Source organism: Tahibacter sp. (assembly GCF_032229445.1).
GTDB lineage: Bacteria > Pseudomonadota > Gammaproteobacteria > Xanthomonadales > Rhodanobacteraceae > Tahibacter.
Window position 1 is genome coordinate 1 of record NZ_JAVTWC010000094.1, and the last position, 17,483, is coordinate 17,483.

The 17,483-nt window shown below is 64.7% G+C and carries 13 protein-coding genes; 9 read left to right on the forward strand and 4 right to left on the reverse strand.

The window, feature by feature from the left end:
• Nucleotides 1-514: 514 nt before the first annotated feature.
• The gene (locus tag RUU78_RS15995; protein WP_313918353.1) at nucleotides 515-907 is read right to left on the reverse strand and encodes a VOC family protein; all 393 of its coding nucleotides are present in this window, start codon (nucleotides 905-907) and stop codon (nucleotides 515-517) included.
• 235 nt (nucleotides 908-1,142) lie between these two features.
• Here RUU78_RS15995 and RUU78_RS16000 point away from each other — a divergent pair, with 235 nt between their 5' ends.
• Nucleotides 1,143-4,286 (forward strand): hypothetical protein, encoded by a 3,144-nt coding sequence (locus RUU78_RS16000; protein ID WP_313918355.1) that lies wholly within the window; start codon nucleotides 1,143-1,145, stop codon nucleotides 4,284-4,286.
• 571 nt (nucleotides 4,287-4,857) lie between these two features.
• A complete protein-coding gene (locus tag RUU78_RS16005) occupies nucleotides 4,858-6,780 on the forward strand; it encodes a hypothetical protein (RefSeq protein WP_313918357.1) in 1,923 nt (640 codons plus the stop codon).
• Between the two features lie 104 nt (nucleotides 6,781-6,884).
• Here RUU78_RS16005 and RUU78_RS16010 read toward each other — a convergent pair whose 3' ends face one another.
• On the reverse strand, nucleotides 6,885-7,091 hold the full coding sequence (locus RUU78_RS16010) for a hypothetical protein (protein WP_313918359.1): 207 nt from the start codon (nucleotides 7,089-7,091) through the stop codon (nucleotides 6,885-6,887).
• Between the two features lie 110 nt (nucleotides 7,092-7,201).
• Between RUU78_RS16010 and RUU78_RS16015 the strand changes: the two genes are divergently transcribed.
• Both RUU78_RS16015 and RUU78_RS16020 read left to right on the forward strand, forming a co-directional pair.
• Complete coding sequence (locus RUU78_RS16015) at nucleotides 7,202-7,726, forward strand: ECF-type sigma factor (protein ID WP_313918361.1); 525 nt, start codon at nucleotides 7,202-7,204, stop codon at nucleotides 7,724-7,726.
• Nucleotides 7,723-10,506 (forward strand): serine/threonine-protein kinase, encoded by a 2,784-nt coding sequence (locus tag RUU78_RS16020; RefSeq protein WP_313918363.1) that lies wholly within the window; start codon nucleotides 7,723-7,725, stop codon nucleotides 10,504-10,506. Before RUU78_RS16015 ends, RUU78_RS16020 begins: the two co-directional genes overlap by 4 nt.
• Nucleotides 10,507-10,621: 115 nt before the next feature.
• Here the strand turns inward: RUU78_RS16020 and RUU78_RS16025 are convergent, their stop codons facing one another.
• Nucleotides 10,622-10,804 (reverse strand): hypothetical protein, encoded by a 183-nt coding sequence (locus RUU78_RS16025; RefSeq protein WP_313918365.1) that lies wholly within the window; start codon nucleotides 10,802-10,804, stop codon nucleotides 10,622-10,624.
• A 579-nt stretch (nucleotides 10,805-11,383) separates the two neighbouring features.
• Here RUU78_RS16025 and RUU78_RS16030 point away from each other — a divergent pair.
• Both RUU78_RS16030 and RUU78_RS16035 read left to right on the forward strand, forming a co-directional pair.
• Entirely contained in the window at nucleotides 11,384-12,889 is a 1,506-nt protein-coding gene (locus RUU78_RS16030; RefSeq protein WP_313918367.1) for a hypothetical protein, read from the forward strand.
• A gap of 643 nt (nucleotides 12,890-13,532) precedes the next feature.
• The gene (locus RUU78_RS16035; RefSeq protein ID WP_313918369.1) at nucleotides 13,533-13,904 is read left to right on the forward strand and encodes a hypothetical protein; all 372 of its coding nucleotides are present in this window, start codon (nucleotides 13,533-13,535) and stop codon (nucleotides 13,902-13,904) included.
• A gap of 204 nt (nucleotides 13,905-14,108) precedes the next feature.
• On the opposite strand, the gene RUU78_RS16040 is transcribed toward RUU78_RS16035, so the two are convergent.
• On the reverse strand, nucleotides 14,109-14,531 hold the full coding sequence (locus RUU78_RS16040) for a hypothetical protein (RefSeq protein ID WP_313918371.1): 423 nt from the start codon (nucleotides 14,529-14,531) through the stop codon (nucleotides 14,109-14,111).
• A 147-nt stretch (nucleotides 14,532-14,678) separates the two neighbouring features.
• Between RUU78_RS16040 and RUU78_RS16045 the strand changes: the two genes are divergently transcribed.
• From RUU78_RS16045 to RUU78_RS16055, 3 genes are all read left to right on the forward strand, one after another.
• Complete coding sequence (locus RUU78_RS16045; RefSeq protein WP_313918372.1) at nucleotides 14,679-14,903, forward strand: addiction module protein; 225 nt, start codon at nucleotides 14,679-14,681, stop codon at nucleotides 14,901-14,903.
• A 660-nt stretch (nucleotides 14,904-15,563) separates the two neighbouring features.
• Nucleotides 15,564-16,073, forward strand: coding sequence for a hypothetical protein (locus RUU78_RS16050; RefSeq protein ID WP_313918373.1), 510 nt, complete (start codon nucleotides 15,564-15,566; stop codon nucleotides 16,071-16,073).
• An 885-nt stretch (nucleotides 16,074-16,958) separates the two neighbouring features.
• Nucleotides 16,959-17,483, forward strand: a complete 525-nt coding sequence (locus tag RUU78_RS16055; protein ID WP_313918374.1) for a DUF2726 domain-containing protein — start codon at nucleotides 16,959-16,961, stop codon at nucleotides 17,481-17,483.

Here is a 17,483-nt window from a genome sequence, read left to right on the forward strand (position 1 = left end):
GGCCGAAACCACATATCGCGATGAACAGCGCCGGGCTGCTCGGAAACCTGTGGTCTGATGCATTACTGAACGAGTCGCCGGGCGCCTTTGCGGGCGCCCGGTGCGGCCACGCGCATGGCTCGAACCGGCGGCGTGCGGCGCATGCAGGCAATCATACGATAAAAGCATAAGTACAAAAATGTAAAGTGTCGACAAGCCGGTCTGTGACAGGATCGCGGCCGCGCGATCCGCTGGTGTTCGTCAGGCCGCGCGCTCGGACGACTACGTTCCTGGCAAGAGCCTTGAGTCGCTCGCCGTCGCCTTGAACCACGGCAATCGAGACGGCCGAAACCCTCCTCATCTCCATGTCCCGTACGGGCTCCGATTTTTCCAGGTACGTGCCTGCCATGACGATGCGCTTGCCGCCGTCATTCACTGTGGTTACGAGGGATTTGTTCTTGGTGGGTCGCCGAGCCTGAAAACCGCACTTCCGTGCATGCGAGACGCGATGGAAAACACGCGGCGCTGGCGGTGTTCAGTTCAGTCCTCTGGCTGCAACCCGCCATGGCGGATTCTTGCGAGTGCCGCCGGCCGAGAACAGGCAAATGACATTGCCGGAAGGGTCGACAAGACGTGCTTCCCGCCATAGCCACGGCTCATCAGTCGGGAGTTTTGCGAACTCGAATCCTGCGGCGAGAAGAATATCGACCCGGGCATTCAGATCAGAACACTCGAAGTACACAACGACCCCAGTGCTGTCAGCCGGGCGGTCCATGGCATGGAGCGAAAAGGTCGAGTCGCCCTCCGGGCATTCGAAACGTGCGTATCGTGGTGGAGCATGGACGACGAGCGTGAATCCCATATCGCAGTAGAACGCGACAGAGCGATCGAAGTCGGTGACCGGGAGGGTAACTTGGTTGAGGTTCACACCAGCCTCGACCCGCGGCGGCATGGCGGGCGCGCGCTAGCGTAGCTCAGGCGTGTTGACGACACCACGACCTGGCGGAAGGGCGCGGGCCCGTGTCAGCAGATTGGTTGCGGCCGGCGAATCGCTGCGCAGGAAGCCCCGCGTGCGGCCGGGGGCGGCGACAGAATCGACCCTGTCGCCTAGACTTCGCGTCCGAGTTCCACCCGCGTCGGTCGCCGGCTTCCCGTGGGCGGGATTGCGGGCTTCGCGTCAGCCGCAACACTCGCCTCTCCCGGGCGGGATATCCACGAAGACTGGAACTCGTTCTACGTCGGTCACGCGTTCCCCGATCCACCCACGCGACAAACCCACAAGGTGCCTCATGCGTTCGTCGATACGCTGGTTCTGCATGCTGATAGCCGGTCTCAGTGGAAGTGCCTCGAGCGCGTCCGCGGCCGATCCTGCCCTGAGTGATTTGCATTGGCGGAGTATCGGGCCGCACCGGGCGGGATGGAGCACAGTGGCGGTCGGAGTGCCGGGCGCGCCGAATGTCTATTACTTTGGTGCGGCGGGCGGCGGGGTCTGGAAGACGACGGATGCGGGGCACAACTGGTTTTCGATATTTGATTCGCATGCGCCGTCGATTGGCGCACTCGCGGTTGCGGCGAGCGACGCCAAAGTCATCTATGTCGGCACCGGGCAGCCGCAGGCGCGCTATGACACGGCAGCGGGCGACGGCGTCTATGTTTCGCGTGATGCGGGCGCCAGCTGGGCGCACCTGGGCCTGAGCGAAACGCGGCATATCGGCGATCTTCTGGTGCACCCCGGGAATGCCGAAATACTGCTGGTTGCGGCGCTGGGGCCTTACTACGCTGACTCGTCGCAGCGCGGCGTATTTCGCAGCACCGATGGCGGCGCGCACTGGAAAAAGACCTTGTTCGTGGATGAATCCACGGGGGTGGTCGATCTGGCAAGCGATGCAAAAAATCCGGACGTGGTCTACGCATCCGCATGGACGGCGCGCAACTATCCCTGGATGAGCTATTTCACGCCCATGGTGGGTGCGGGCAGTGGCCTCTACAAATCCGTGGATGGCGGCCAGCACTGGACGCGGCTCAACGGCAAGGGATGGCCGGCGGCCGCTCTCGGGCGCATTGGCGTCGCAACGCGCATGGTGGGTTCGCAGAGCCGCGTCTACGCCATCGTCGATCACGCCGAGCAGGGTGGTCTGTATCGCTCTGATGACGGCGGCGCGAATTGGCAGGCCATGCAAAAAGACCCCGGCCTGACCTCCCGTTACTTTTCACGCGTGATCGTGCATCCGGATGATGCCGACACCCTTTACCTGATGGGCCGTTCGATCAAGGTCTCGCACGATGGCGGCAAGACCCTGAAGGTCCTGCGCGGCTCGCCCGGCGGTGATGACTACCATGACCTGTGGCTCAATCCTGACAATCCGGAAAACATGGTTGCGGCGAGCGACCAGGGCACCGTGGTGACGCTCAACGGCGGAACCAGCTGGAGCAACTGGTACAACCAGGCCACCGGGCAATTCTACTGTCTGCATGTCGATGAGCGCTTTCCGTACAGGCTCTATGCAGGGCAGCAGGACAATGGCTCCGTCTCGATCGCCAGTCGCTCGGACTACGGCGCAATCAGCTTTCGCGACTGGATGCCCACCGGTGCCGACGAGCGCGATTGCGTGCTGGCCGATCCCGACGACCGCAATATCGTTTATGGCAGTGGACTGGGTGGGCGTGTGAGCCGCTTTGACGCGCGCACCGGCGATGTACAGAACATCACGCCGGTCCCGATCAACACCTATGGCCGTGATCCGCGCACGATTGACCATCGCTGGTCCTGGATCACGCCATTCACCCTGTCGAGCACGGCCTCGCATGCCCTGTATCTTGGCTCGCAGTACTTGTTTCGCAGTGATGATCGCGGCGCGCACTGGTCCATCATCAGTCCCGATCTGACCGGGCAGACGCGCGATGCCAGTCAATGCCAGGGCACGGTCCCCGAGCACGATGCCAGGGCCTGCGGATTCGGCGTGATTTTCACCATTGCTCCCTCGCCACATGATGAGCAGGAGATTTGGGTAGGCACCGACAGCGGCCTGGTGCAGCACACGAGCGATGGTGGCAAGACCTGGCACAACCGCACACCCAGCCAGTTGCCGGCATGGTCGACGGTTGCACGCATCGATATTTCGCCGTTGCACCGCAATCACATTTACCTGGCGGTCGATCAGCATCGCCGCAACGTGTTCGCACCGATGCTGTTTCGCAGCCATGACAGCGGGGTCACTTGGCAGCGTATCGACGCAGGAATCCCTGCCAACGAATTCACCGCCGTGATTCGCGCGGACCGGCAGCAGGCGGGCCTGCTGTTCGCCGGCACCGATCGCGGTGTGTACTTTTCGCTGGACGATGGCGGGCACTGGAATTCACTGCAGCTGAACCTGCCGGTCGCTTGGGTGCGTGACCTGCGCGTGGTCGGGAACGACCTGGCGATCGCGACGCAGGGCCGTGCGCTGTGGATCCTGGACAATTTCTCGCGTTTGCGTGGGCTGGCACGCACTGGACTGGGCGGTGCTCCACGCCTGTTCGCCGTTGCTGATGCCATGCGCCTGCGCAAGAACCAGAACAAGGACACTCCGCTTGCCGCGGAAATACCACTCGGCGAGAACCCGGTTACCGGCGCGATGATCGAATACCATCTGCCGCGCGATGCCGAGCACGTGAGCCTGAAAATATTCGACGGCCAGCAGCAGCTGGTGCGCAGCTTCAGTTCTGACGATCCCCCCGAAAAGCTGACTGCCGATCAGTATTTTTCGGATCTCTATCGCAAACCCCCGGCGAACCTCCCGCGTCGCGCTGGCCTGCATCGCTGGGTCTGGAATTTGCGCTACCCGCGTCCCTTGGCAAGCGCCTACGAGTACTCGATCGCGGCGACTGCGGGGGTAGAAACCTCGGCCCTGCCGGAAGGCGCGCTGGCGCTGCCAGGCGACTATCGCATCGTGATGACAGTGGATGGCCGATCACTCGAGTCCGACCTGCGCATCATCGCCGACCCTCGCGTCGCGCTGCCGATCGCTGATATGCGCAGCATCCTGGATTTCAATCTCGCCCTGGCGCGAGCACTCAAGACGGTGGCAGAGCGCAGCAAGGTCGCCGAACAGGAACTGGCCTCGCTGAAGACGACTGACACGCCGGCGGCGGCAGCGAGAACCGCACAACTCAATACCTTGCTCGACGGCCCTGGCCCCCGCGGTCTGCGCACATGGATGGCGTACCTGTCGGCGCTCGCGGTCGATGCCGAAAGCGCAGAGCGGATCCCCACTGCCGCACAGCGCGAGATGTTGCGCGAAGCGGAGCGCGCACTGGAGGCACTCTGAACGAGTCGCGGCCGACAGGCACCGGATGAATCGGGACCGGGTGGGACGCGTGCACGATCAGCCGTTGCGTGAGGGCACGAGTTCCGTCGTTTCCTGTGGTGGCCTTGTCGGTCCCCGAGCACGGCTGGTCTCTGGCCACACCTCGACCACCCTTCCTACCGACCGGGCTATCTGGTGCCTGGATCTCGCAAGCGGCGCCGAGCGCGAGCTTGCCTGCCGTGAGTTCACGGCCGAGGCGCGTGCGGGACAAGTTCCGGCGTAGGGCTGGCCTGACGGTTTCAGAAGCGCTTTGCAGGCGACGCGACGAGCGAGCCTGCTGGCAATTCAGTGGTCTGGATGTGCGCAGGACCGCCTTCCGTGAGCCGGCTTTGGCTCACTCACTGAAGCGTGTGATCGCAGGCCCGTTGCGCGTCTTCGCCGTTGTGAGGAAGCGGCTGCAAAGGCATTGACTCGCGGCCGTCCATCCCTGATCCGAGGTCAGATTCACGTTGGCAGAAACAGGCGTCAGGTCAACTTTCCGGATCACGTCACTACGTTAACCTCGTTCCGTTTTCTTCCTCAGGAACTGCCCGTGAATGCCTGCGTTGCCGTGTCGCCGACCGATTGTCCCGCTGGCCCGCCGTTGCGTTCCTTCCGCGGCATGCGCGCCGCGCTTGCCGTGCTGCTGCTGAGCGCTGCGCCGCTGGCGACCGCCGGTGTTGTCGTGCCGGTCAATGTCCGGCTCGAAGGTCTGGCCCTGGGCAACGCGGTGTCGCTGCGCCAGGGTGGCGTCACGGTCAGCGCCAGTCTCGACGGGCCACTGGTGCTCGGCAGTGCGGAGTCCGGCGCACCACTGAGTATCGACGTGCTGTCGCAGCCGGACGGTCAGACCTGCGCGCTGTCGGCGCAGGCGCCGGCGCTGGTGCCCGCTTCCGCCGCGCCGGTGTTCGTGCGCTGCGTGCACGTCGCCGCGCCGCGCATCACGATGCCGGCGACGTTTCCCGATGATCCCTTGACGTGGTGGCTGGACGGTGCCGGGCTGCGCTCGATGGCTTATCCCGGCCTGGCCTACGAGAGCCGCCCCGGCGTCGTGGGTGGCCAGTTTCCCTACGAGTTCCGCCTGCTCGCCATGCGCTTCAACGGCCAGGCGATGTCGACGGCCGTCGCCAGCCTCGATTTCCGGCGCGGCACGCTGCGGTTCGTTCCCGCGGCTGCCGGCAGCTTCGAGTTCGACATCGAGGTACGCGACAGTGGCGTAGTGCAGAAAGTCGCGCAGCGCACCTTTGCGGTGACCGCGGCGACCAGCCGATTCCTGTTCGTCGCGCCAAATGGCGTGGATGCGCCGGGTCGCGGCAGCATGGCTCAGCCGTTCCTGAGCATCCCCTATGCGCTGACTCAAGGCACGTCGGCGCAGGCGCTCATGCTGCGCGCCGGCACCTACGTCGGCCGCTTCGATCTGAACGACGGGCGCACCCGGCAGATCGTTGCCTATCCCGACGAAGTGCCCGTGGTCGCGCTCGACCAGACCGGCAACATCACCGTGCGTTTCAACCAGGCGCCCGCCGCGCGGCTGGAAGGCGTGGATATCACCGGCGTGCGCCAGTACGGCATCGTCAGCGATCCCTCACTGCCCGGACTGGTGGTGCGCAACGTCCGATTCCTCGACGGGGTCGTCGCCAACGGCGGCGAGAATCCCGCGTATATCCACGGCTGGGGCGATGAACTCACGCGGCATCGTTTCCTCGTGCAGGATTCGGCGTTCATCAACTACCCGGCGGGCTACGCCACCACCTGGTTCGACGCCGGCGATTCGCTGTTCGAGAACAACCAGGTGCGCCTGGGCGCCTCCACCGTTGGCGTGCACGACAAGGACAATTCGCAGCGCAACGTCTACCGCGAGAACTTCATCGAATACGCGCCCGGATTCGCGAACAACAACGGCATCCAGATCTCTGCACAGTACAACTCGGAAAAAGTCCACATTCATCACAACCTTATGATCAATACCGGGGTGCTGCTCGGCGGGCAATGCGTGCAGGACCCCGGCTGCTATCTGCGCGAGCACGACGTGCACCACAACACGCTGGTCGGCGGTGGCGTGGTGCTGCGCTGGGGCGTGTTCAACGCCACCAGCGCCGACACGCGGATGAGCCACAACCTGGTCCGCTCGACGGCGGCGCCGTATGCGTGGGCGTCGTGCCTCAACACCGTGCCCGGCGCATTCGCGGTCCAGATCCGCGCGCGCGCCAACCGGCTGGAAACCGCGAATGCCAATGCGATGCGCGACACCGAGTGCGGCGGCTCGCCCATGAACATGAGCTGGGCGACCTGGCGCAACACCCATGGCCTCGACACGGTGGCCTCCGGCAGTGTGGTCAGTGCCAGCTCGGACCTGGTCGGCAGCGGCGTCTTGACGCGTCTGCCGCCGGGCGATCCGCGGCTGAGTATCCTCGGGCATCGCTATCCGCTGCCGGATAGCGCGAGCGAAAGCCTGTTTGCGGATGGCTTCGAGTAGGTGCGGCGGAAGAACGGCGAAGCGTAAGGCGTGCGAGTCCCATCACAACGAAGCAATGGCGATCCCACGTTGTCCCTGAGTCATGCGTCGGATGTCGTGAAGCATCAGGCGCAGCGTACTCGACGCTTATCAGCAATCGCTGTGGGGTAGAGGTTGCCGATGAGCAGGGTAGTCAGCGGCACCAGACAGGCGCGGCAGTGCGCGTAATCGGCTGCCGTTGACGAGCGCAAAGCAATGGGCACGGATGATGTCCGGCGGCGGGCGATATTGCCCAGCTTGGTCTGCACGACGAAGCCGGTACCGGGCACCATCGCCGATCAAGGCACGCGCGAACAAAAGGATCGAACTGCTGTCGGTTCGGTGGAAAAGCCGCGGTCATGTCTGTACCGTGATCGGCCCTTGCGCGAGAGTCCCCCGATCCATGCAGCAAGTCGTCGATGGCAGCGGCGTGGATGCACTGGTCGATGATCTGTATCTGCAGTTGCGCACCCTGGCGCGCAGCGAGCGCCGTCGCGGCGGTGCGCCCGACACCTTGCACACGACCGCGCTGGTCAACGAGCTGTACCTGAAACTGGCCGACGCCGAGCGTCTGCGCTTCGGCGACGCCCGGCAGTTCTTTTCCTACGCCGCGAAAGCCATGCGTCACATCCTGCTCGATCGCGCGAAGCTGCAGATGCGCCTCAAGCGCGAGGACACGCGTCTGCGCGTGGCCCTCACCGATCCGGATGTGGAAACGCTCGCGATCGATCCGGCGCAGGCGCTCGAACTGGACGCCGCGCTCGATGCCTTGCTGCTGCAGGACGCGCGTGCCGCCGACGTGGTGGACCTGCATTACTTCGCGGGACTGGGGCTGGATCAGGTGGCCGCGCTGCTCGGCGTGGCGCCGCGCACCGTGGCGCGCGACTGGCGTTTCGCTTCCGCCTTCCTCAAAGCGCGGCTGACGTGAGTGCATCGTCGCCCAGCCTGCGCGCGTGCTTCGATGAACTGGTCGACCTGACGCCGCCGCAACGCGAGGCGTGGCTGGCTGCGCACACCCTCGATGCGGGCCTGCGCCAGGAAGTGCTCGACCTGCTGGCCGCCGATCTCAACGACGCACCGCTGCTCGCCACCTCCGCCGCCGTGCTGGCGCAGCAGTACACGCCGCCGCACGAGGACGGCGCCGGCCTGATCGGTAGCAGCATCGGGCCGTTCCGGCTCATCGAGGTGCTGGGGCAGGGCGGTTCAGCCGTGGTGTTCCGCGCGCAACGCGCGAGCGGCGCGGGCACGCAGACGGTGGCGCTGAAGCTGCTGCGCACGGGGCTGTTCTCCGCCGATGGACAGCGCCGCTTCCGGCGCGAACAAGGCGTGCTGGCGCAGCTGTCGCACCCGCATATCGCCAGCCTCGTCGACGGCGGCATCAGCGAGGCGGGCATTCCCTACATCGCGATGGAATTCGTCGATGGCCAGCCGATCACTGACTACGCCACGGCACGCGGCCTGGGCCTGCGTGTGCGGCTGGCGCTGCTGGTCACCGTCTGCCGCGCCATCGACAGCGCACACCGCGCCCTCGTGGTGCATCGCGACCTCAAGCCCTCCAACGTGCTGGTCAACACCGCGGGCGACATCAAGGTGCTGGATTTCGGCATCGCGCGCCTGCTCGATGACGACGACCACCACGCCACCCAGACCAGCGCGATCTCGCTGACGCCCGGCTACGCAGCGCCGGAGCAATACCTGCCCGGGCCGGTGACCACGGCGACCGACATCTACGCGCTCGGCATCCTGATGGGCGAGCTGCTCACCGGGCAATTGCTGCCGCGCGGCCACACCCGCGTCAATCTTTCGCGCGCCTGCGCCGATGCGGCCCCGGTGCCTGTCGGCTTGCCCGCCGGCGATGCGCTGACGCGCATGCTGCGCGGTGACCTGGACGCGATCCACGCCACGGCGACGGCGCAGGAGCCGGGTCGCCGCTATCTCTCGGCGGCACTGCTGGCCGACGATCTCGATCGCTATCTGCACAACCAGCCGGTCACCGCGCGTACGCCCTCGGCGTGGTATCGCCTGCGCAAGAGCATGCAGCGCAACCGCGCCGCATCCATCGCCGCGATGCTGGCCGTGTTCGCGATCGTGCTGGGCGTGTCGCTGACGCTGTGGCAGGCGCATGTCGCGCGCGAACAGGCGCAGCGCGCCACCGCGGTGCGCGATTTCCTCATCGAGCTGTTCGATGCCTCGAAAGCCGGTCAATTGCCGGACCAGCGACTGACGCTGGACCAACTCGTGCAGCGCGCCGGCCAGCGCCTGCAGACGCAGGCCGACCTGTCCGTCGCTACGCGCGTGGAGCTGTTGCGCACGCTGGGCGAAGTCCGGATGGTCGGCAGCGACTACGTTCAAGCCGGGCAGTTCTACGATCAGGCCCTGGACCTGGCGCACACGTTCTACGCGCCGGGCGACATGGCCGTGACGCGGATTCGCCTGCTGCAGGCAAACCTGCTGATCCATCAGTCGCGCTACGCCGATGCCAGCGTCGCATATGCCGAGCTGCTGCCGCAGATGCGCGACGACAGCAGCGCCGCCAGCGTGGAGGGACTGCAGAACTACGCCAGTGCGCTGATGTATTCGGCGCGCACCGAACAGGCGCTGGCCATTTCCGCCGAAGCCGCGCGACACGCCGCCGCACTGTATGGCGCCGGTTCTCCGGGCGCCGTGCAGGCGGACCTCGTGCGCGGCAATCTGCTGGTGGGAGCGGGCCACAAAGCCGAAGGCGCGACGTTGCTGGAATCCGCGCTGCAGACCTGGCGCCGCAGCGGACGCGCGCCGACCGAGGATTTTCTGCAGGGCCTCACCGATCTGTCGCGCGTACGCCAGGCCCTGGGCGATACCGCAGCGGCCGAGTCCTTGCTGCGCGAAACGCTGGCCACGGCCGAGCGGATCTACGACGCGCCGCACGAACGCATTGCGCTGGCCCTGCTCAATCTCGGCGACGTACTGCGTCTGCAGGCACGCCTGGACGAGGCCGAACCCTTGCTGGTCCGTGCACTGGCGATGATGCGGACGCTCTACGGTGACGGCCATCTGCGCGTCGCCAATACGTTGAGCCGGCTGGGCAAACTGGAACTGCGCCGGCGCGACATGGCGGCGGCCACGCAGCACATCCGCGCTGCGGCGAAATGGTGCGAACGCCCCGACTTGCACGCCACGCGTTCCTGCATCGAGATCTACGCGACCGTGGCCGAACTCGCGCTCGCCACGGGCGATCTGGACCAGGCCGATGCCAGCAGCGCACGCGCGCTGGCGATGGCGCAGGAAATCTTTCCGCAAGGCCATAACTGGATGGCCCAGCTGTGGCAGTCGCGCGCGGCGCTGAGCCTGCTGCGCAACGACCCCGCAGCGGCGCTGGCGCTGTGCGATCAGGCGCGCGACCTGCTGGCGCGCCTGGACGAGCGGCACGGCGCGGTCGCCGAGGCCGTGCTGGCACGGCGCGCCAGCGCACTGAACGCGCTGGGCCGCCCTGCCGAGGCGATGCCCGATATCAATCAGGCACTCGCAATCTGGCAACAGCTCGCGCCTGCGGGGGATTTGCACCGGATCGAATTGCTCGATGTCCTTGCGTCGCTACACACGCGCCTGGGCGACGGTCGCGCGGCCCGCGATACCGCGCGCCGCGCGATGGCGCTGGTGAAGGATCGCCGCCGGATCGAGCCGGTGCTGCTGGCGCGGATCGAGGCCATGGCTGCGGCGGAGGGGTAGAAGCCGGCTCGCAAGTGGCGCGATTGCTACGGCTTCCTGGAGCGCGCGAGGGCACGACACCGATGCAAGAAGGACGGGCCTCGTGAAGGAGGCTCGTCCCGCCGCGATCACGGCGTCACGGGATAGCCGCTGTACAGACGATGACGTCAGCCCAGTCCTGGAAATACATCGTCGTTCCGCCGCCGCCGGTCACGCTGTCTTTCGCGCGCACGCCGTCGCCCAATAGCGCGAACATCGGACCACCGCTGTCGCCGCCGCGCGCGGCCGTCGAGCCGTTGATCTGCGTCGTCCTGATCACGCCGTAGATCGTGTAGCCGCAGTCGCCCTCGGAATCCGGTGAGTCGCACGAGGGGGCAGGAGAAACACCGCGGCGAGCGGGTTACAGCATCGGTACTCCTCCATGCGAGGTATGCATATCGACCATGGTTAAAAAGTGACATATCTCAATGTGTGCGCACCGTGTGTCACCGAGCGAGAGGGGCGTGCGTGCAGAAATTGCGGCATCGCCTGAGCCTGAGCGGCGGCACCGGAATTTCGCGCCAGCCGACGCGCACTTGGCCGCGTTGGTTGCACCGGTCGCACAAACGGCGAAGCCAGATACCGGATGCCGCCTTCTTCATCGGCATCTGCGCATGAGGAGCAGCGATGAGGAGTGCCGTCGACGTCCGCGATGCCGGCAGGCGGACCGTGGTACGTCGTGTTGGCGCACGGCGTCGCGGGTGTACCGGCGCCAAGATTCCTCTTGCCCGGTCAGCGCAACTGCGTGCATCGCTTTCCACAAAAAGCGTAAGTCGACGGTGATAGGAATCCCGCGACTCGTACGCTTGGGCTTCGATGTGAGGTCCGGTTCCGACTCACGTCGAGAGGAGATTGGAAAATGCGCCAAAATGCACTCCGCGACCGGCCGGCGCTGGCCGCTTGCTTCCCCGCAACACGTTCCGCCGCCGCCTCGGCGCTTTCCTGCCTCATTGCCGTACTGGGTCTGATCGCCGGCTATCCGGCCCTTGCCGCGGCAGACGAGGTGTCGGCGGAAATGCAGTCGCCGGCCTGCCCGAACGGCACCTGTCGCGGTCTGGGTCACGCATTCTTCCTGCCAGCCATCAACGGCTTCGATCCGCCCAGCGCGGGCAACGACTTTTTCGTGGACGCCCGCCTGGGAAGCTGCGCCTCGCTGTCCCCGCCCGACGGCTCGGCGACGCGGCAATTCCAGAACTCGGAAAGCATGGAAGAGCTCACCCGCAAGACCTCGTCGAGCTTTGAACTGAGCGGCAGCTACACGACGGCACGGTTGACCGCGCGGGCATCGGTGTCGGCCATGACCGGCGCGGACACCTCGACGACCCAGCGCATGGCCAGCACGCACATCGACATCACCACGCCGACGCGCACCGTCGACTTCAATCAGCGGGGCCGCGACTGCTTCGCGAAGGACAACGTCGATCCCTCCGACGTACAGCAATTCGAGGCGCTGCCGCTGATCCATGCCGACCGCGCCGGCCAGCAAGGCCAGTGGGATCCCTACGTGGTCTACCTGCAGCGGCTCGGCTCGCACATCCAGGTGCGGCAAGTGCTCGGCAGCCGCTTCCAGCGGTGGGAGAGTTCGAACGCCAGCACCAGCGACATCCTGAACATCCTGAAAGCCAAGGCCTGCGCCGCGGTCGAGGGCAAGAACCCGACCAACGCGGGCTGGAGCGTCGACGGCTGCGCGGCGTACTCGAGCGAACAGCGGGAAAAGGCGTCACAGACGCATTCGGAGTGGCGACAGATCGTCATGGGCGGAACCCCGCGGGCGCGCGTCGCGCTCACGCAGGAGGTGACGAAAGAACGCGTCGACGCTTTCATCGCCAGCGGCGCGCGCGGCGATCAGCCGATTCGCTACGGCTTCAAGCCGGTCTGGGAACTGTGGATCCAGATCTACTCGCCGCTGTGCAGTGGCGGCAGCGCGAAAGACTGCCAGCACCTGCAGCGCGCGTACAACCTCAAGACCGCGTACGAAGGCGTACTCGCCATCGGCTGCCCCGAGCAGAAAGACGGCAACGGCGTCGCCTTTCAGGCCATCGCGCCCGACGGCGAGCCCAATTCGCTGGGCATCCAGTCCTACGGATGCTTCGCCGAGCGCACGGGATGCCGTTCGAATCGCGACTGCCGCGCCGGCGGCGCCGGCACCGCCTGCTACTGCTACGGGGCGAGCTGCCTCGACCAGGGCGAAGGCATCGCCGGCACGAACCTGGTGCGCACCCGCCTGCGCGGGACGCAGGAAGGCAGCTTCCGGCAAGGCGTAAACAACTCCTGCCGGCTCCGCGGCGGCATCGGCAGTACCTGTTCCTGCGACACGACGTGGAGCGGCGGATTGCCGCGACGCGATCTGTTCCGACAGCCGTGACGCAGGTCGCGTGCGGTCGATCCAACAGCGCCTGACACACTGCCAAGGCGAAAGCGCCAAGCCCTCCCCCTCGAGGGGAGGGCTTCTCATGTGAAGCGGCCCCGTGGATTTCAGGCACCGATTCAAGCAGCGTATGCTCGCTCGAATCCGCAAGACCATGGGTCCACCCACGTAGCCGGACTGACCTGTTTCCTGGAACGACTTCCCGCATGCTGAACGCCAGTGTCGTAACGCTCGTCATCGGCTGGTTGCTCCCGCTGCTGATCCATCTCACCGGAAACCTGGTGTGGGACAACCGCCTGCTATAGGGTTGTGGCGTGCGCTTTCGGCGCCGCGTGTTCGCTGGCGCTGTCCGCCGCGGCGGAATACGACGACCGACGAGCTGCGTCGGTCGCCATTGCGCTCGGAAGCCTGGCGAGCTGTCTGCTATTGGCCCTGCTCTGGTTTTTCCTGTTTGCGCTCGTTGGAAAATAGGGCGACATTTGTGCATTGTTGCCGATCCGCGCATCCGCAATGGGCGCGCGTACTCACCACCTACTGGCTGGCAGTATCCACAGACATTGTCGGATTCGCCGGCGCGTGTCGGAACTTCACGCGGGACGCGAACCGCGTCTGGCGCATGCCCGCCATGTGAAGCTGCCCCATGACCGCACCACGTGGACAAGAGCCTGCATCGCAACCGGCATCCGGGGCTGTTGACGGCGACATCGCGTCACAGGTTTCTCAGCGCGACCGCTGGTGGCTGTTGAGCAGCGCGGTGCTCGTAGCGACCGGCACCGCGACTGCCGTCGTTGTCCTGTACTACCTGACGCCATCGGCCTTCAATCCGCCACGGCTGGGGGCTCTCTACGGCTACGTGTTCATCGCATCGCTGGTCATTTCGGTCGCGGGCGGGTTGGCGCTGACGATCCGGAAACGCAATCCGTGGTGGCTCCTGACCCTCGCGTGGGCCGTGCTGCTTCTTCTGATTCTCGGCGTCCTGGCCCGTACCATGGGCCTCGCCGCCATGCACTGAAGACGGATCTGGGCGACACGGATAGTGAGCATGGAACGCGCTGCTTTTTGCCCGCTGTTGGGTTGGCTGTTGCGCTGCCAAGTTTCGGTGATGTGTCAGTGAATTGCGGGATGCAACGCTGTCCGACTGCATTTCCGTAATCGGTCTTGTTGCAGTGATGTAGCGGGTGCGGACCAAGGTATTAACCGCAGCCCGCGAGCTCATTCATTCATCGGACTGTCCGGTGTTGGGGATCAGCCAGTGGCGTTCGACAGAATGCGGTGGCGAGCCGTCGCCGGCCCTCGGCAGAAAGGGATAGCGCGCGAACCGGCGAAAACGGGGCATGGCGAATGCCGAGCGGCCGATCGATCGCCAGCGCCGCACGGTTACGCTCGAAAATGTCGGAGCGGCGCGATGCCGCCCCGGCAACGCAGGAACCTGCGGTCCCTTTTCCCACTGGGCCTGCGGCAGCCCGCGCACATCGCGCGAGCGGATGGCCACGGCTTCGAGGATCCCGCTGTGCGAGCGCGAGTCCGGAAACTCCAGTTCCGCCGTCGTGATGGTTTCGCTGAGTTCCTGGACGGCGCCGAGGTGGGCCATGATCTCCTCGTCAAACGCCCCGGCGTGCTCGTTCGAGTCGAGCACCAACGCGAACACCACTGGATGATCCCCGGAACCCGAATCGGGGCGTCGCCTGGGTGCCTCTCCGCTGCGCTAGCACCCAGTCGCCAGCCGCTGCCGGTCGGCTTAACTCACGCGTTAGCGCCCGCACAGCTAGCGGTCTACACTTCCGCCATGAGCCAGCCCAGACCCGATTTTCTTAGCCTCTCCGTTGCTGAACGGATCCAGTTCGCGGAAGACATTTGGGACAGCATCGCTGCAGAAAGCCCAGAATCCATGACCTTAACGCCCGACCGGCTGCAAGCAGTACAGGCCAGGCTGGAAGAGCATGAGCATGACCCGGCGAGTGCCGTGCCATGGGATCAGGTGCGCACTGAACTGTTCCAGCGCAATGACTAAATGCACATCCTCTTTCGGCCCCAGGCGAGAGACGAGGCGCTGGAGGCACACGCTTGGTATGAGTGTCGCGCTGCAACTGGTTCAAGCGGACGGCGGGGAGAGGTTTCGATGTTTCCTGTTGTGTCTTCGGTCTGCGGCCGCTTAGCGCGGCACTAGGGTCCACGTGATGAACCTCCTCGGTCCTCCAGCCTTCGGAGCCACACTGGCGATCGTAAGTGCGTCTAGCAGCGCCTATGCGATCTTTATGCGCGGAGAGTTCGAGGCTATGTTGGGGCGCGATGCCACTTTCCGCTTCGCTCTCGCTATCGCTGTACTCGTCGGTTTGCTGGGTGCGGCCTGCTACTGGCTTGGCTCTCGTTGGTCACGCGCATCGGCTTCATTGGTTGCCTCGCTGCTGCTAGGAGTTGGCGTGGCTACCGTCTTCCTCGGCAGCTCGCTGTTTGTTCCCCCTAGTCTGTTCGGCAAGCATTGGCTTCTCCCTTGGGTTTTGCTCTGCGTGCTCTCGGCGCTAGCTCCAGTGGTTCACTCCTCGTTTTCGGTCGGCCCGCGAACGTGGCCTCGCTAGCTATGTGTTCAAGCCGACCGCCGACGAAGTTGCGCGTATCAACCACACACCGTCGCGCGGCGGCTTGGCACGGCGCTATGTGCCACGTGAAGCCCATGGCGACAGAGAAGGAGCTTGATCTCGCCCTTGCGGCTGAGCTGGAGTCCAACTCCGCTTTCCTGCAATGGTTTGTGACCAAAACTAAGTTCGCTGCTTGCGGTGCTGTCTTTCGAAGTTGCCGCGCCAATCATCCATGGGGTTCGCACCCTTTCCCGAGTATCGACGCCGCCACTGGAGAGTGCAGGAGCACTCTGCGCCAATCGGAAACCGACGTTCTGCTAGTCGTCTCAGACCGGAACGACAAGCTACTCGGCTTACACATCGAGAACAAAGTCGGAGCAGGCAAGTTCACGGAACTTCAGCCAGAGATGTACGCCCACCGCGCTGCTCATTGGGTCGGCAACTCACGCTATGGCGGCTACGTCGACTATGAGACAGTTTTGCTAGCGCCCGAGGCATTCCAGCGTCGCAACAAGGCACAGGCTGCGCTGTTCGGCTGTTTCGTCTCGTACGAGGAAGTCGGGCAGTTCATTCCACTGTTCCGGCATGCATTGGGTGCCGCATAGCCGACTTTTCTTTGCACACTCGAGCCGTACTCACTTCAAGCGCTGGTCGCACGTACGATTCTGGATGGCTGCAATGAGCGGCCCGCGGCCTGACAATTCAAGCCGACCTCGCTTCGCGGGTCGGCTTGATTCAGGCGTCAGGCCAAAGAGGGCGAATGAATGGCGATACCCGCTGACGCAGTGTCAAGCTGACTTGCGGACTGCCTGTTGCGAGCTGGAATCGAGGAACTCGAGAGGGCTGCAAGCAAAGGTAGTTTCAGCATACTGGCCATTCCCGCGCTCGGCAGTGCCGCGAATTGAATCTGCCGATTCAAAGTTGCTTGAGCTTTGGGAAGAGGGAGAAGAAGCAGACGCCTGGAAAGCTTGGCTACGGCAGCTTGCTGCGGCAACAAGCGCCTAACAGCTCTATCGAGAGGCGCCTAGGCCCCCGCGCGCCGTTTAACTCGAACATTGGGTGCGCGAGGATACGACTGCGTTTTGTCCAATGTGCGGCGGGATGCTCCAGTACAGCGATGGCCGCTTGACGTGTGTATCCGGAGATATGGTGCTCACGCAACACATGGAAAGGCTGCTGCGCGATGCTTTTGAAAGCGCTTCGGGACGAACCGACAATGCGCCTTTGAAGTACCGCGTTGGCGGCACATGGTTCTGCCCGGCATGCGGAGTCGCTCTCGCGGAGAACGACGGCATCTTGGGTTGTTCGAGTTGTGGCCGGTCGCTCAACCGATTCATCTGTCATCTCGTGGAACGCCATCCCCACAAGTCGGGCGCGCGTGACTGGATTTGTATTCAAGCGGGCCGTTGATGAGGTTGCGCGTATGATTCAATCACCGCCGCGCGGCGGCGGCTCATTTCGAACGTCAGGTGCCAAGGGGCGCACTCCGCATGTCATGGATCCTATTGCTCGTTCTTGCCTTGGTTGTCTTGGTCGTTCTTGCCGCAGCCAAGGGCAAGGCTGATCGCTCAGGCAGCATCGGATTTCCATACCAGCCCGCCAAGCCGCTCTTCTCGGCGGCAGAGCGCTCCTTTCTCGGCGTCCTGGACCAGGCTGTGGGCTCAGAGCACCGGGTCTTTGGCAAGGTTCGGGTCGCGGATTTGGCTGCAGTCAAGCCGGGTTTGGGCAACTCTGCCCGGCAAAGCGCGCTCAATCGCATTGCTGCCAAGCACGTTGACTTTGTTGTTTGCCGCTCCGGTGATCTGTCAGTTGTCTGCGTCGTCGAGCTCAATGACAAGTCACATGCCGGCCAACGGGCAATGGTCCGGGATGAGCTGGTGGGCAATGTGTGCCGCGCCATCAATTTGCCGCTTCTCGCAATTCCCGCCAAGGCGGCATACTCGCTGCAAGACGTCAGGGCACAGTTTTTGGCAGCGGTGGAACGCACGCCCGCAGGTGTGCGGGTTGGCAGCTGA

Coding starts and splice junctions, on each gene's coding strand:
- RUU78_RS16050 (WP_313918373.1), top strand. CDS start 15,564: ATGGCGACAGAGAAGGAGCTTGATCTCGCCCTTGCGGCTGAGCTGGAG.
- RUU78_RS16045 (WP_313918372.1), top strand. CDS start 14,679: ATGAGCCAGCCCAGACCCGATTTTCTTAGCCTCTCCGTTGCTGAACGG.
- RUU78_RS16015 (WP_313918361.1), top strand. CDS start 7,202: ATGCAGCAAGTCGTCGATGGCAGCGGCGTGGATGCACTGGTCGATGAT.
- RUU78_RS16030 (WP_313918367.1), top strand. CDS start 11,384: ATGCGCCAAAATGCACTCCGCGACCGGCCGGCGCTGGCCGCTTGCTTC.
- RUU78_RS16010 (WP_313918359.1), bottom strand. CDS start 7,091: ATGGTGCCCGGTACCGGCTTCGTCGTGCAGACCAAGCTGGGCAATATC.
- RUU78_RS16035 (WP_313918369.1), top strand. CDS start 13,533: ATGACCGCACCACGTGGACAAGAGCCTGCATCGCAACCGGCATCCGGG.
- RUU78_RS16055 (WP_313918374.1), top strand. CDS start 16,959: ATGTCATGGATCCTATTGCTCGTTCTTGCCTTGGTTGTCTTGGTCGTT.